Source organism: Mycolicibacterium monacense, assembly GCF_010731575.1.
GTDB classification, from domain to species: Bacteria; Actinomycetota; Actinomycetes; order Mycobacteriales; family Mycobacteriaceae; genus Mycobacterium; species Mycobacterium monacense.
Genome location: NZ_AP022617.1, coordinates 2,531,454 through 2,545,699 on the forward strand (window position 1 = coordinate 2,531,454; position 14,246 = coordinate 2,545,699).

Here is a 14,246-nt window from a genome sequence, read left to right on the forward strand (position 1 = left end):
GACCTCAGAACGCCGAGTGCGGCGCCCCGATCCCGGGGTCGATCTTCACCGGCCCGGCCGCCGACGGCGTCACCGGGAAATCGAAGATGGCCGTCGGGATGTACACCGTCGCACAGGCATTCGGGATATCGACCACACCGGACAACCGGCCCTCGATCGGGGCGGCGCCGAGCAGCAGGTAGGCCTGCTCCGGGCTGTAGCCGAATTTCGTCAGGTAGTCGATCGCGTGCAGGCAGGCCCGCTGGTAGGACAGGTGCGAGTCCAGGTAACGCTGTTCGCCGTCGAGGGTGACCGACGTCCCGGAGAACGCCAACCACTCGGAGTACTGCGGATCGGTGTTCCCGGGCATGAAGATCGCGTTCTCGCTCACGCCGTAGGTCTCCATACCGCCGGGGATCACGTCGACGCGCAGGTCGATGAACCCGCCCATCTCGATGGCCCCGCAGAACGTGATCTCACCGTCGCCCTGGGAGAAGTGCAGGTCGCCGACCGACAGATTGGCGCCGTCGACGAACACCGGATAGAAGATGCGGCTGCCCTTGGTGAGGTTCTTGATGTCCTGGTTACCGCCGTTCTCCCGCGGCGGTGCGGTACGCGCCGCCTCGGCGGCGGCCTTGGTGAACGCATCGCCGGTCAGGCCGCCGAGGATGGCGTCCTGCGGTTCGGGCGGCAGCGCCAGCGGCGGCACCCGGTCCGGATCGGTGGCGATCAGCGCGGCCTCGCGGGTGTTCCAGGTCGACAGCAGGTCGCGCGACGGCGCGGTGCCCATCAGGCCCGGATGAACGATGCCGGTGAACTCGACCCCGGGGATGTGCCGCGACGTCGCCTTCTGCCCGGAGAAGTCCCAGATCGCCTTGTAGGCGTCGGGGAACTGTTCGGTGAGGAACCCGCCGCCGTTCTGCGTCGGGAAGATACCGGTGTAGCCCCAGCCCTGGCCGGCGAGCGGGCCGGAGTCCTCCTGCGGGATGGGGCCGACGTCGAGGATGTCGACGATCAGCAGGTCGCCGGGTTTGACGCCTTCCACCGCGATCGGGCCCGAGAGCACGTGCACCGTCGTCAGCGGTGCGTTGAGGATGTCGTCGGCCGAATCGTCGTTGTGGATGGCGCCGTCGAACCATTCCCGGCAGTGCACCCGGAACGAGTCACCCTTCTTGACCGTCACCGCGGCAGGGATGTCGGGGTGCCAGCGGTTGTGGCCCAGCTTCTCCTGGTCGGTGAACTTCTTGGTGGAGTCGAGCGGGAAGACAAGGTCGGGCATGGGATCTCCTTCTACGGTCGCGGGAGTTTGCGGTGCAGCGGGTTGGCGCTCACGGGGCGCCGGCGCGTTCCGGGCGACGAGGGCGGGGTGTCGACGACCGCGGGTCGGTCGGCGGTGGCCCGCGTCGCGTCCTGCAGCGCCATGGCGGCGCTGCCGGTGCTGCCCAGATGCGGCGCCGAGATCATCCGGCGGGCCGACCCGCCGCAGTCAGGGCAGCAGACCACATCAGGACGACTGTCCATCGGATGCATCTGCTGCGTTGTGCCGCACCCGGTTTCGCAGCGAAAGACATAGAGAACCAAGGCATTCCCTCACTGTGCTCGAAGCCGGCGAAGGCCACATTACCGAGCGGACGGGCCGCCCGCGCGGCAGTTGGAGAACCCGACAGCCGACCAGGGGTTAGGTGTAGCCGGCTACAGGCCGGCCGCCGCTCAGTTCGTGCGGGGCGGCATCCGGCGGCCGCGCGTGGACGCGCCAAAGCTGTTGTGGGGTCGGGGTTTCGCGGCGGTCGACGGAACCGTGGCGCCTGACCCGGCGCCGTCGCTCATGCCCATGTTGTGCGCGGCCCACAGTGCGATGCGGAAGTTGATGCGGTCGGTCTCGTCGAGCGGATTGGCCCCGGTGAGTTCGGCGATCTTGGCCAGCCGGTTACGCAGCGTGTTGACGTGGACGTACAGCTGATTCGCTGCCGTGGACAGGTCGTTGCCCGGCGCCAGAAACGCCTCCAGCGAGGAGACGAGGTAGGAGTTGTTGCCCTTGTCGTGGTCGACCAACGGCACCAGCAGCCGGTGCACGAACGGGACCAGCCGCACTTTCGGGACCGCGGCCAGCAGGCCGTCGAGGGTGGCGATCTCGTCGATGTGCACGGTCCGCCGCCACCGGATCGCCTCGTGCAGCGCCTCGAGCGCTTCGGGGATGGCGTAGGCCATCGACTGGGCGTCGGCGCCGATCGCCACCCCGCACACCAGTTCGGACGCCGCCAACTCCGAGGCGAACTCGGTGGTCTGCGGACAGAGCGCGACGATCCGGTCGTCGAGAAGCGCCACGGCGCCGCGGTGGCGGTCGACGAGGTCGTGCACCTGGCTGTGGACGTCGGCGGTGAAGGCGCACACGGTGACCGCCGCCCCGGACAGCCCGTACCGGGTCAACGCCGACTCGACCGGACCGACGCCGAGGGTGCCGGCGACGAACCACCGCAGGATCGCCCCGAGTTCGCGTTCGCGTGCATCGGCCTCCCGCTCGGCCGCGCGCCGGGATTCCGCCCAGTCGACGATCCGGCGGAACGGCACGGCGGCGCGCTGGATCAGCAGCGGCAGATCCTGCTCGCGGCACGCCTGCACCAATGCCTCGGGCAGTTCGTCCAGGACGTCGCCCAGGCCGATCAGCAGTGCGGCCACCCCCCGGTCGGTCAGCGTGGTGACGTAGCTGCGGATCTCGTCGGCGGACCGGCCGGCCACCGGGACACCGACACTCAGGATCAGTTCCTCGCCGGACAGGTACAGCGAGGGGTCGGCCAGTTCGGTGGGGTACACGTAGCGGATGGGTCGGTCGAGCGCGTCGATCGGCGTCGGCGTGTCGACGTGCAGACCGGGCTCGGCCAGCAGTTCGCCCAGGCTCACGGTGCCGTCGTGGGGTGTATCTGCCACCGTCTCCGCCGCCTGGACCGTCATGGCTGCGGAGTCTAGGCGGCTGATCTTGTCCTCACAGGTCGAGTGTCAGCCTGCTCCCACCACGTGACCGGGAGACGCAGATCATCATCGTCGCGTTCGACCGGCGTTCGTCCTCGCTGAGCAACTCGTCTCGGTGGTCGACCTCGCCGGCGAGCACCTTGGTCTCGCACGTGCCGCAGAACCCGGCGGCACACGAGAACGCGGTGTCCGGATTCACTTCGAGGACGGCGTCGAGCACGCTCGTACCGGCGGGCACCGTCACGGTGACGCCGCTGCGCGCCAACTCGACGTCGAACGCGCCGTCGCCGTCGACGGTCGGCGGGACGTCCCCGGCTGCCGCGGCGAACCGCTCCACGTGCAGATCCAACCCCGGGTGGCGGGCGCACGCGTCCGACACGGCGGCGATCATCGCCGGTGGCCCACAGCAGTAGACGGCGGTACCCGGCGGGCTGTCCGCCAGCGCGCCGGCGATGTCGGGCAGACCCGCCTCGTCCTGCGGGATCACGTCGACGCCGTCGGATGCCTGCACCCGGTCGAGGAACGCCATCGCCGCCCGGTCGCGGCCGCCGTAGACGAGCCGCCACGGCGGTGGGTCCGTCCGCCCCCGCAGCGATTCGATCATCGACAGGATCGGAGTGATGCCGACGCCGCCGGCGAGGAACAGGTACCGCGGCGCATCGCTGAGCGCGAAGTTGTTGCGGGGCTCCCCCACCTCCAGCACCTCACCGATACGCAGCCGCTGGTGGATCTCCCGCGAGCCGCCGCGGCCGTCACCGACGAGCAGGACGGCGATCGTGTAGCTGTACGGGTCGTCGGCCGGCCCGCACAGCGAGTACTGCCGCACCAGCCCGGACGGCAACGTCACGGCGACATGGGCGCCCGGCGCCCACGCGGGCAACCGGTCGCCGGTCGGGCTGCGCAGCACCACGCTGACGATGCCGGCCGCTTCCCACTTCAGTTGGGTGACGCGCAGTTTCACGCGTGCACGTGGCCGTTGGCTCCGGCCTGCTCCAGGGGCGCCTCGACGAGTCCGCGGGCCTGTTGGATGGTCTGCACCGCGTACTGGGTCGCCCTGCGGTAGTTCAGCGTGTAGATGTCGGCCGGGGCGGAGACCTCGAACGCCTGACCGGCCAGCGGAACCTCTTTGGGCTCCAACCCTTCCAGCACCGGGGTGTCCTCGTTGAACACCATCGTCTCGGTTTCCAGAATCTCGTCGACCGTGCCGCCGCGGAAGTCGCGGTCGGTGGCCACACCCCAGAAGATGATGCACTTGTCGTAGCTCACCGGCGACGGGAAGTCCACGAGGTAGCGCTTGCCGGTCTCCGGACCGAAATCGTAGAGGATGGTGGCGATACCCGGGGCGTAGGAGTGGTAGTGCATCCAGGCGTCACCGACGTCGGAGAACTCCGACCCCGGCACCTGCCGGTAGAAGTAGGACGCCCACACCTCGCGCCCGTCGCGTTTGACGTCGAGGTCGCCCACCACCGGGTCGACGTCGCCCATCGACGGCTCGTGGACGAACGGGAAGTGGGCCATGTCGCGGAAGTTCTCGGTGGCGGCCATGAACCCGCAGTCGGCGTGGATCGGTTCGGCCGCACGCCATTCCAGCTCCAGGTCGGCAATCTCCGGCGGGTCGGGCAGGTCGAACACCGGATCACCCAGACACGTCCACACGTGCCCGAAGCGCTCGATGACGGGATAGGCCTTGATCGCGGCCTTCGGCGGGATCCGCCCGTTGGCAGGCAGTGACGGGATGCGCGAGCACGCTCCGGTGCTGCCGTCGAACTGCCACCCGTGGTACGGGCACTGGATGCTGTCGCCCACCACCTTTCCGTCCGCGAGGTTGGCCCCGCGGTGGATGCAGCGCCGGTCGGTGACGCGCGCCGCACCGGTCGAATCGCGGAACACCACGAGGTTCTGGTCGAGCAGTGTGGCGGACTGCGGGGTGGAGATGTCCTGGGACCTGGCGACGACGAACCAGACGTGCTGGTAGGCCTCGCGCAGTTTCTCGGGGGTCAGGGCTTCGCGGTTCACGGTCGGATCTCCTTACGGTCGGGCGGTGACCGGGGTGGGTTCGGGACGAGTGAGGGTGCGCGGGGTGAGGTGCTGGGCCCGCACGTGGGTGGCGATCTCGGACATACCGGCCACCCAGACGTCGTCCATGGCACGCACTTCGGCGATGAAGTCGCGCAGGGCGGCGGCCCGGCCGGGACGCCCGGACAGGAACGGGTGGTTGGTCAGGATCCACGCGCCACCGATGTCGCGCATCGCGTCGAGTTCGCAGCGCCACAACTCGATCGCCTTGGCCGGCGTCTCGATCAGCCCGGTACCGGAGAAGTCGGGGACGAAGCAGTACTGCTGCCAGTCGTCGAGCGCCCAGCTCACCGGCAACTCGACCAGCGAGGAGTCACCGACCGCGAGCTCGTAGGGATGGTCGGAGTCCATCAGCGTCGAGTCGTAGGTGAACCCATACTCGGCCAACAGCTTCGGGGTGTGCCAGTTCATCTCCCACATCGGCGCGCGGTAACCGGACGGCCGCACACCGGCGACCTCGTCGAGCGCCTCCAGACCACGTTCGAGAATTGCACGTTCGGTGTCCTCGTCGACGCCGACCAGCGACTCGTGCAGGTACCCGTGGTGGGCGATCTCGTGACCCGCCGTCGCGATCGACCGGATCGCCTCCGGGTGGCGGTGAGCCGTGTAGCCGGGCACGAAGAACGTTGCCGGAACGCTGAATTCGTCGAGGATATTCAGCAGGCGGGGCACGCCCACCAAGGGGCCGTACGCCTGGTGTGACATCGCGCCCATCCGGTCGGCGAACGCCAGATCAGTGGTCAACAGCGGTGATTCGGCGTCGACGTCGAAGGTGAACGCGACGGCGCAGCGCTTGCCGTCCGGCCAGGGCACCGGGCCGGCGGGGATGAGGGCGGTCATCGTTGAGCCTTTCTTCCGAAGACGGACAGGAATTCCCACGTCACGTTCGCCGCGGCGATCGCGGTGATCTCGGCGTGGTCGTAGGCGGGTGAGACCTCGACGACGTCGACGCCGACCAGGTTCACACTGTCCAGACCGCGCACCACCTCGAGCAGTTCGCGGCTGGTCATGCCGCCGGCCTCCGGCGTCCCGGTACCCGGCGCGTGGGCGGGGTCGAGGACGTCGATGTCGACCGAGACGTAGACCGGCGCGTCGCCGACGCGGGCGCGGATCTTGTCGACGATACCCTCGGCGCCCAGCGTGCCGATGTCGCGGCAGGTGACGACGGAGAAGCCGAAGTTGGCGTCGTCGACGAGATCCTGTTTGTCGTAGATAGATCCGCGGACCCCGACGTGCATGTTCCGGTCGAGCAGCAGCCCTTCTTCGTAGGCCCGCCGGAACGGTGACCCGTGGGTGATGTCGGCACCGTAGTAGCGGTCCCAGGTGTCGAGGTGGGCATCGAAGTGCACCAGCGCCATCGGCCCGTGGACGGAGTGGGCGGCGCGAAGCGACGGCAGCGCCACCGAATGGTCACCGCCCAGGATGACCGCTCGGGTGCCGTTGGCGAGCAGTTGGCTCAACTGCTCGGCGACCTGGTCGACCGCCTCGGCGATGTCGAACGGATTGCATGCGAGGTCCCCCGCGTCGGCGAACTGGCAGACCTCGAACGGTTTGACGTCCAGTTCGGGGTTGTAGCCGCGGATCAGGCGCGAGCCCTGCCGTATCGCGTTGGGGCCGAAGCGCGCCCCCGGCCGGTAGGTGACCGCACTGTCGAACGGGACACCCACCACGACCACGTCGGCGTGGGACACGTCCTCCAGCCGTGGCAGCCGGGCGAAGGTGGTCCAGCCGGCGTAACGGGGCTGCACCTGCGGGTCGGCCGGCCCGACGATCGCGCGGCCGTTGTCGAGATTCATTGATTGCCTTTCCTAGACGCGGTTGCGCGACGTTCCACCGTCGACGTTCACGATCTGTCCCACTGCCGCGCCGAGCCTGCGCCGGCACAGCAGCCCGATGACGCGGGCCACCTGTTCGACGGTGCCGAACCGCCCGGTCGGCGGCACGCCACCGGGAAGCCCGGCGGCCGCATCGCACACCGACCACTCGGAGTCGACGGCGCCGACGGCGACGGCGTTGACCCCGATGCCGAAGCCGCCGAGGTCACGGGTCAGGGTCTTGGTCAGTGCGACGATGCCGCCCGCGGCCGTGGCCACCGCCGACAGTTCCGGTCCACCGACGTGCCAGCGCGATGTGGTCAGCACGATCCGGCCACCGGTGTCGTTGTGCCGCATGTGTTCCGCGGCGGCCTGGGCGTAGAGGAAGCTGCCGGTCAGGGTGGCGTCGACGTGGTCCCAGAACATGTCCATCGACTGCTCGGCGAACGCGGCGACCCGCGGCAGAGCGTGCGCGACGACCAGGGCGTCGATCCCGCCCATCACGTCGGCCGCCTGCGCCACCGCGCGGCGGACGTCCACACTGTCGGTGGGATCGGCGTCCGCCCCCTCGGTCACGGCGCCTCGGCTGGTGAAGTAGTCCGCGACGGCCGCGCCCAACGTCGTGTCGGCACCGGTGATCAGCACGCGCATGGATTCGTCACCCATGCTCAGATGACCGTTCCGCTGTTGACCGACAACACTTCTCCGCACAGGAACAGGTCCTCCTCCAGCAGTGCCTGGACGAGTTCGGCCACTTCGCGCGGTTGGGCGATGCGCCGCGCGGGCAGACCGGAGGTGAACCCCTCGGCCCGTTCCCATGAATCGGGTGGTAGCAGCGGCGTGTCGCACGGCCCGGGCGCGACCGCGTTGACCAGGATCCCGTCGGCGGCCACCTCGACGGCGATGCTGCGCAGCAGGCTCAGCGCGGCACCCTTGGCGGCCGCGTAGTGCGCGTCGTTGCTCCCGCCGCCGATGGCGCGTTCGGAGGCGATGCCGACGATGCGGCCACTCCCCCGTCGCCGCATGGCCGGTAGGACCGCGCGGCAGATGTGCGCCAGCCCGCCCACGTGCACCCGCAGCATCCGTTCCCAGGCGGCCTGGGTGATCTCGAGGGCGGGGGTCTCCTCGTAGTGTCCGGCGCACACCACGGCCGCGTCGATGCGCCCGAAGGTGTTCTCGATCTCGGCGACGGCGTCGGCGATCTCACGCTCCTCGGCGACGTCGGCGATCAGCCACTTGTCCATCGCGGGTGCGGGTTCCCGAGAGATCGAGGCCACCTTCCAGCCGCCGACCTGGAGGTTCTGCGCGATCTCGGCGCCGATGCCGCTGCCCGCACCGGTCACCACGGCGACGGGGGCGGTCATACCAGCTCGGTTTCGGTGGTCTGGTCCGTCTCGACCGGATCGTCGATGCGGCGCCCGGCGACGTTGCGTGCCTTGATGATCACCGCGCCGAGCGCGAGGATCGCACCCATCGCGACAAAGAACGCCCAGTTCATGTACCACGACTCCGACACCGTGCGCGGCCAGACGATGTTGGTGAACTCGAATCCGACCCACACCACCGCGAGGACGGCGACCGGCGTGCCGAAGCGGCCGAGGTTCCACGGTCCGGGCTCCCAGGTGCCGCGCAGACGTGCCACCAGCCCGGTCACCAGCGGGAACAGGAACGCCAGGTAGTAGCCGCCCGCGGTGAACGTCACCAGGACCGAGTAGACGTCGGTCGCGGAGATCAGGTAGACGAACGCACCGATGACGGTGGTGACGAGGATGGCCGGGATCGGCTGCGCCTCGGTCTTCGACAGCTTGGACAGCACCCTCGACCCGGGCAGCACCCTGTCGCGGGCGAAGGACCAGATGACCCGCGACCCCGAGGCCTGCAGCGCCAGGAAGCTGGCGAGGAAGCCGATCACGAAAGCCAGCAGGATCGGCTTGACGAACGATTCGCCCAGCGCACTGCGCAGTACGTAGGACACCGGGTCGGGCTCCTCGCCGGAGCGCACCATCTCGAAGTCGGGGACCGCGAGCGTGACCGCCAGTGACGCGTACGCGATCACCAGGGCGATGAAGGCGATGGAGAACAGCATCGCCTTGGGGACGTTGCGCCGTGGCTCCTTGACCTCCTCGGCGATGGCGCCGGCACTCTCGAAGCCCAGGATCGACCAGCCGGTGAAGGCCAGCGCCGCCAGGAACGGACCGGAGATGTAGGCCCACGACCAGCCGCTGGACAGGTCGATGCCGTGCAGGATGGCGTCGAAGCCGTGGTGGCGGTGGAAGAGCAGCAGGTAGGTGCCCAGGCCGACCGACGCGACGATCTCGGCGACGATGCTGCCGAGCATCAGAGCCTTGAGGAACCCGCGCCCGAGGATGTTCGCCCCGGTTCCGGCGAGCAGGATCAGCAGCGCCACGATGCTCTGCTGGACGGCGGTCGGGCGTTCGATCCCGATGAGCTGGGCCAGGAACCCGGCCCCGCCGTAGGCGACGGTGGCCATGATGATGACCAGCGCCCACATGTACACCCAGCCGGCCAGCCAGCCGGCCACCTCGCCGGCCAGCCGCCTGGTCCACTGGTAGATCGAACCCTCGTACGGCCAGCGGGACACCAGTTCGGCGAAGGCCAGCGCCACGATGAACTGCCCCACCCCGACGATGACGAAGGTCCACCAGAAACCCGGACCCGCCGTCGCCAGCGACAACCCGTAGATGCCGTACATCGCCACGATCGGGGAGATGAACGCGAACGCGAATGCGAACGCCGACCACAGTGAGAACTCGCGCCTCAATTCGGTTGGCGCCGAACCTGTTTGCGCATTGGACGTCATCTGGTCTCCCTTTCGCTGCCCCAAGGACACGCAAGTATGGGCACGCTGCGGGGAGGCCGTCATGTCGGACGGCCAAGTGCGGTTCGGACGCACAGTCGCCGGGTTCGCGACTGTAGGGATCTACAACGTTGCCGCCGCGGGCGGACGCGCGGTGTGCCGGCAGGCGAGCATCACCCCATACACTCGCGGCGCCACCCCATCAGGAAGTGAGGATGTCGTGCCCGACATCGACCAGACGGAGTTCCTGTCCGACCTCGAGGAGCACCTGCACGCGGTCGTCCGCGACACCGTCGCCGAACCGCTGCGGTCGATCGACGAGAACCTGGGGACCGTCGCGGCGCTCTGCCAGTCCGCGGTGCAGTCCGGCGGCAAACGCCTGCGCCCCCGGTTCGCCTACTGGGCGTGGCGGGTGGGCGCACCGGCGGACGCCGCGCCGCAACCCCTGATCCGCCTGGCCGCCGCCCTGGAACTGCTGCACGCGGCGATTCTGGTCCACGACGACGTGATCGACGCCTCCGAGGTGCGGCGTGGGCAGCCGTCGGTGCGCGCGGCGCTGACCGCCGGCCACCGCCGCGACGCCGGATGGGGTGACGCCACGGACTTCGGCGACAACATGGCCCTGCTGGTCGGGGATCTGTTGTGGTCGGCCGCCCACGACACGTTCGACGATGCGGTGGCGGGCCTTCCGGCCGGCATCGCCCAGCGCACGTCGCGCGCGTTCCGGACCATGCGGGTGGAGGTGCTGGCCGGCCAACTGTTGGAGCTGCGGGCCCAGGCCGGGCGCGACTATCACGCCGACACGGCGGAGAAGATCCTGCGCTACAAGACCAGCGCGTACACCGTCGAACGGCCCGTCGAACTCGGCCTGGAACTGGCCGGATCCGCGTCGCCGGCCACGGCGCAGACACTGCGCGACTACGCCGGCGCCGTCGGGCAGGCGTTCCAGCTGCGCGACGACCTCGCCGACCTGTTCGGCACCACGAAGACCAGCGGCAAACGGACCGGTGACGACATCCGGGCGGGTAAACCCACCGAGTTACTCGGCGCCGCTTACGAGTTGGCGGACGACCTGGACCGCAGCCTGTTGGCCACCATCGTCGGCGACGCTACGGCCGACCAGGCGGCGATCGCGGAAGTGCAGACGGTCGTGCTGCAGTGCGGGGCCGCTGACCGCGTCGGACGGCGCATCGCCGATCTGGTCGCCACCGCCCGGCGGGCGATCGCCGACCTGTCGGCTTCGGCGGACCCGACCGCGCTGGCCGGGCTCTCGGACATGCTCGCCGAGTGCACCGAGCTGTCGTTCCTGCCGGCGGAGTAGGGGCTACTCCTCGAGCTGGGCGAGGATCTCGTCGGGGATGTCGGCGTTGGTGTACACGTCCTGCACGTCGTCGCTGTCCTCGAGGGCGTCGACGAGCTTCATCACCTTGCGGGCGCCCTCGGCGTCGAGCGGTACGGTGACCGACGGCTGGAAGCTGGCGTCGGCGGAGTCGTAGTCGATACCGGCGTCCTGCAGCGCCGTGCGCACGGCGACCAGGTCGGTCGGTTCGGAGATGATCTCGAAGCTGTCGCCGAGGTCGGTGACCTCCTCCGCGCCGGCCTCGAGCACGGCCATCAGCACGTCGTCCTCGGAGAGCCCGTTCTTCTCCAGGGTGATCACACCCTTGCGGGAGAACAGGTAGGACACCGACCCCGGATCGGCCATGTTGCCGCCGTTGCGGGTCATGGCGACGCGCACCTCACCGGCGGCGCGGTTGCGGTTGTCGGTGAGGCACTCGATGAGCACGGCGACGCCGTTGGGCCCGTACCCCTCGTAGGTGATGGTCTGCCAGTCGGCGCCACCGGCCTCTTCACCCGCGCCGCGTTTCCGCGCGCGCTCGATGTTGTCGTTGGGCACCGAACTCTTCTTGGCCTTCTGAATGGCGTCGTAGAGCGTCGGGTTGCCGCCGGGGTCGCCGCCGCCGGTACGGGCGGCAACCTCGATGTTCTTGATCAGCTTGGCGAAGTTCTTGCCGCGGCGGGCGTCGATGATCGCCTTTTTGTGCTTCGTGGTCGCCCACTTGGAATGGCCGCTCATCGGCGAACTACCTCTCTCCAGTCACGATCTCGCCTGACGAGTCTACGTGGCGATTTCGGCGTGCTGGGTCGCGCCCAGCGCGACCGTGCACGCCGAAATCACTCCGAAACCATGTCGACGAAGAGTTTGTGCACCCGCCGGTCCCCCGTCACCTCCGGGTGGAACGCGGTCGCCAGCATCCGGCCCTGCCGGACGGCGACGATGTGTCCGTCGGCGCGAGCCAGCACCTCGACCCCGTCACCGATGCGCTCCACCCACGGCGCCCGGATGAACACCGCGTGCACCGAAGAGTCCAGACCCACGAACGGAATGTCACCTTCGAACGAGTCGACCTGACGGCCGAAAGCGTTGCGCCGCACCGACATGTCGATCCCCTTGAGCGGGGTGGCCTCGCGCCCGGCGGCTCCGGCGTCGAGGATCTCGGTGGCGAGCAGGATCATCCCGGCGCACGAACCGTAGGCCGGCATCCCCTCGGCGAGCCGGGCCCGCAACGGTTCGAGCAGTTCGAACTCGCGCAGCAGGTGGCTCATCGCCGTCGACTCGCCGCCGGGGATCACCAACGCGTCGACGGCCTCGAGTTCCCGCAGGCGACGGACCGTGACGGCCTCGGCGCCCGCCTCGGTCAGCGCGGCGAGGTGTTCGCGGGTGTCGCCCTGCAGGGCCAGCACGCCGACCACCGAACGAGGCTTGTCCGAGCGACCATCCGGCACAGCGTTCACGCGCGACCCGGCGTGAAGTCACGCGGGTAGCGGGTCAACCCTTCCTGCATGACGGCCGCGACCATCTCGCCGTACTGGTTGAACAGCTGGCCCTGGGTCAGCGCCCGCCCACCGCACGCCGAAGGCGATGACTGGTCGTAGAGCAGCCACTCGTCGGCACGGAACGGCCGCATGAACCACATCGCGTGGTCCAGCGATGCGATGTTGAGGTACTTGCGCTCGTCAGGGTGGTTGACCTGCGCCGATCCCAGCAGGGTCAGGTCGCTGAGGTAGGCCAGCGCACAGATGTGCAGCACCGGATCGTCGGGCAGCGGATCGTGGTGGCGGAACCACACCTGTTGCTGGGAGGCCTTGCCGGGGAGGCGCTGCACCTGGTCGCGGGGGACGATGCGGACGTCCCATTCGGCGAACTGCGCGAAGCCGGCGTCGTCGAAGGCCTTTCCGGACCGGAACCCGGGCAGATCGTCGGGCGGCGGAGCGGCGGGCATCGCGTCCTGGTGCTCGATCCCGCTCTGATCGGTCTGGAACGACGCCGACATCGAGAAGATCGTCTCCCCGTGCTGGATCGCGCTCACCCGGCGGGTGCAGAACGAGCCGCCGTCACGGATGCGCTCGACGATGTAGACCGACGGCGCGCGGGCATCCCCCGGCCGCAGGAAGTAACCGTGCAGCGAGTGCACCTGGAACTTCGGGTCGACCGTGCGAACCGCGGACACCAGCGACTGCCCGGCCACGTGACCGCCGAACGTGCGCTGCAGAAAACCGGATTCGGGGCTGAAGACCGCACCGCGGTAGATGTTGATCTCGAGTTGTTCGAGGTCGAGGATCTGCTCGATCGCCATTGTGTCGGTATTACCAGCCGCGCTCGGCCAGCCGGTGCGGCTGGGCGATGTCCTCCACGTTGATGCCGACCATGGCCTCACCCAGTCCGCGCGACACCTTGGCCAGCACGTCGGGGTCGTCGTAGAACGTCGTCGCCTTGACGATCGCCGCGGCCCGCTCGGCGGGGTTACCGGATTTGAAGATGCCCGATCCGACGAATACGCCCTCGGCGCCGAGTTGCATCATCATCGCCGCGTCGGCCGGGGTCGCGATACCGCCGGCGGTGAACAGCGTCACCGGCAGCTTGCCGGCCCGCGCCACCTCGGCCACCAGGTCGTACGGGGCCTGCAGTTCCTTGGCCGCGACGTACAGTTCGTCCTCCGACAGCGAGGTCAGGCGGCGGATCTCGCCGCCGATCTTGCGCATGTGGGTGGTGGCGTTGGACACGTCACCGGTGCCGGCCTCACCCTTGGAGCGGATCATCGCCGCACCCTCGGTGATGCGCCGCAGCGCCTCGCCCAGGTTGGTGGCGCCGCACACGAACGGAACGGTGAACTTCCACTTGTCGATGTGGTGGGTGTAGTCGGCGGGTGTCAACACCTCGGACTCGTCGACGTAGTCCACGCCGAGGCTCTGCAGGATCTGGGCCTCGACGAAGTGCCCGATGCGGGCCTTGGCCATCACCGGGATCGTGACCGCGTCGATGATGCCCTCGATCATGTCGGGGTCGCTCATCCGGGACACGCCACCCTGGGCGCGGATGTCGGCGGGGACCCGCTCGAGCGCCATCACCGCGACGGCGCCTGCGCCTTCGGCGATGCGCGCCTGCTCGGGGGTGACGACGTCCATGATCACGCCGCCCTTGAGCATCTCGGCCATACCGCGCTTCACCCGGGCGGTGCCCGTCTGATGAGCCGAGCCGTTCTGCTGCCCTTCGAATCCCACTGTCATCTCCTCCGAATCGCTACTGATCC

Annotated in this window: 15 protein-coding genes; 1 reads left to right on the forward strand and 14 read right to left on the reverse strand. The window is 69.1% G+C overall.

The genetic code is table 11. The annotated features are described in order from the left end of the window. Positions 1–4: 4 nt before the first annotated feature. The 10 genes from fmdA to G6N49_RS12030 form a co-directional block, all read right to left on the reverse strand. Positions 5–1,258 carry a formamidase gene (gene fmdA / locus G6N49_RS11985; protein ID WP_011855497.1) on the reverse strand — a complete coding sequence of 418 codons (1,254 nt, stop codon included), beginning with the start codon at positions 1,256–1,258 and terminating at the stop codon, positions 5–7. A gap of 11 nt (positions 1,259–1,269) precedes the next feature. Next, positions 1,270–1,500, reverse strand: coding sequence for an FmdB family zinc ribbon protein (locus G6N49_RS11990; RefSeq protein ID WP_049771613.1), 231 nt, complete (start codon positions 1,498–1,500; stop codon positions 1,270–1,272). 189 nt (positions 1,501–1,689) lie between these two features. Continuing rightward, the gene (locus G6N49_RS11995) at positions 1,690–2,928 is read right to left on the reverse strand and encodes a PucR family transcriptional regulator (RefSeq protein ID WP_011855495.1); all 1,239 of its coding nucleotides are present in this window, start codon (positions 2,926–2,928) and stop codon (positions 1,690–1,692) included. A gap of 31 nt (positions 2,929–2,959) precedes the next feature. Next, positions 2,960–3,907 carry a PDR/VanB family oxidoreductase gene (locus G6N49_RS12000; protein WP_011559657.1) on the reverse strand — a complete coding sequence of 316 codons (948 nt, stop codon included), beginning with the start codon at positions 3,905–3,907 and terminating at the stop codon, positions 2,960–2,962. Next, positions 3,904–4,962: a Rieske 2Fe-2S domain-containing protein gene (locus G6N49_RS12005; protein ID WP_011559656.1), complete on the reverse strand. Its 1,059-nt coding sequence runs from the start codon at positions 4,960–4,962 to the stop codon at positions 3,904–3,906. The genes G6N49_RS12000 and G6N49_RS12005 overlap by 4 nt, the downstream gene beginning before the upstream one ends. Before the next feature lie 12 nt (positions 4,963–4,974). Continuing rightward, a complete protein-coding gene (locus G6N49_RS12010; protein ID WP_011855494.1) occupies positions 4,975–5,862 on the reverse strand; it encodes a polysaccharide deacetylase family protein in 888 nt (295 codons plus the stop codon). Further along, positions 5,859–6,818 carry an agmatinase gene (gene speB / locus G6N49_RS12015; protein WP_011559654.1) on the reverse strand — a complete coding sequence of 320 codons (960 nt, stop codon included), beginning with the start codon at positions 6,816–6,818 and terminating at the stop codon, positions 5,859–5,861. The genes G6N49_RS12010 and speB overlap by 4 nt, the downstream gene beginning before the upstream one ends. Before the next feature lie 12 nt (positions 6,819–6,830). Continuing rightward, complete coding sequence (locus G6N49_RS12020; RefSeq protein WP_011559653.1) at positions 6,831–7,502, reverse strand: SDR family NAD(P)-dependent oxidoreductase; 672 nt, start codon at positions 7,500–7,502, stop codon at positions 6,831–6,833. A 2-nt stretch (positions 7,503–7,504) separates the two neighbouring features. After that, a complete protein-coding gene (locus tag G6N49_RS12025; RefSeq protein WP_011559652.1) occupies positions 7,505–8,200 on the reverse strand; it encodes an SDR family NAD(P)-dependent oxidoreductase in 696 nt (231 codons plus the stop codon). Next, positions 8,197–9,657 (reverse strand): APC family permease, encoded by a 1,461-nt coding sequence (locus G6N49_RS12030; RefSeq protein WP_011559651.1) that lies wholly within the window; start codon positions 9,655–9,657, stop codon positions 8,197–8,199. The genes G6N49_RS12025 and G6N49_RS12030 overlap by 4 nt, the downstream gene beginning before the upstream one ends. Positions 9,658–9,874: 217 nt before the next feature. On the opposite strand from G6N49_RS12030, the gene G6N49_RS12035 reads away from it, so the two are divergent. Next, entirely contained in the window at positions 9,875–10,975 is a 1,101-nt protein-coding gene (locus G6N49_RS12035) for a polyprenyl synthetase family protein (RefSeq protein ID WP_235679514.1), read from the forward strand. Positions 10,976–10,978: 3 nt separating this feature from the next. On the opposite strand, the gene G6N49_RS12040 is transcribed toward G6N49_RS12035, so the two are convergent. The 4 genes from G6N49_RS12040 to pdxS all read right to left on the reverse strand — a co-directional run bounded on the left by G6N49_RS12040 (position 10,979) and on the right by pdxS (position 14,223). Continuing rightward, positions 10,979–11,731, reverse strand: a complete 753-nt coding sequence (locus G6N49_RS12040; protein WP_011559649.1) for a YebC/PmpR family DNA-binding transcriptional regulator — start codon at positions 11,729–11,731, stop codon at positions 10,979–10,981. A 98-nt stretch (positions 11,732–11,829) separates the two neighbouring features. Further along, the gene (gene pdxT / locus G6N49_RS12045; protein WP_011855492.1) at positions 11,830–12,450 is read right to left on the reverse strand and encodes a pyridoxal 5'-phosphate synthase glutaminase subunit PdxT; all 621 of its coding nucleotides are present in this window, start codon (positions 12,448–12,450) and stop codon (positions 11,830–11,832) included. Then, positions 12,447–13,292: an acyl-CoA thioesterase II gene (gene tesB / locus G6N49_RS12050; protein WP_011559647.1), complete on the reverse strand. Its 846-nt coding sequence runs from the start codon at positions 13,290–13,292 to the stop codon at positions 12,447–12,449. Before tesB ends, pdxT begins: the two co-directional genes overlap by 4 nt. Before the next feature lie 10 nt (positions 13,293–13,302). Continuing rightward, a complete protein-coding gene (gene pdxS / locus G6N49_RS12055; protein ID WP_049771550.1) occupies positions 13,303–14,223 on the reverse strand; it encodes a pyridoxal 5'-phosphate synthase lyase subunit PdxS in 921 nt (306 codons plus the stop codon). Positions 14,224–14,246: the final 23 nt, after the last annotated feature.